The sequence below is a fragment of the Methylobacterium sp. AC690 genome (assembly GCF_979256535.1).
Genome location: NZ_CEEDOX010000136.1, coordinates 1 through 236, shown reverse-complemented (window position 1 = coordinate 236; position 236 = coordinate 1). Strand labels below are relative to the sequence as shown.

Genomic DNA, 236 nt, shown 5'->3' with positions numbered 1-236 from the left:
CTTCCGGACAGAAAAACGCCCCGGCCGTGCGGCCGGGGCGCTCCGAACGTCCTGACGCGCCGATCAGGCGGCCTGCTGCACCGAACCCTCAATCACCGGGGCCTGCGGGGTGCGGCCGGTGGCGCTCTGGATCTGACGGGGCTTCTTCGCCTCCGGAATCTCGCGGACGAGATCGAGGTGGAGGAGGCCGTGCTCCAGGGCGGCACCCGTCACCTGGACGTAGTCGGCCAGCTGGA

General features: G+C 70.8%; 1 pseudogene. It reads right to left on the bottom strand.

What is annotated here, in order from left to right:
* Positions 1-63 precede the first annotated feature (63 nt).
* Positions 64-236, bottom strand: a pseudogene (locus tag AC0IY1_RS25610) (molecular chaperone); the annotation flags it as partial.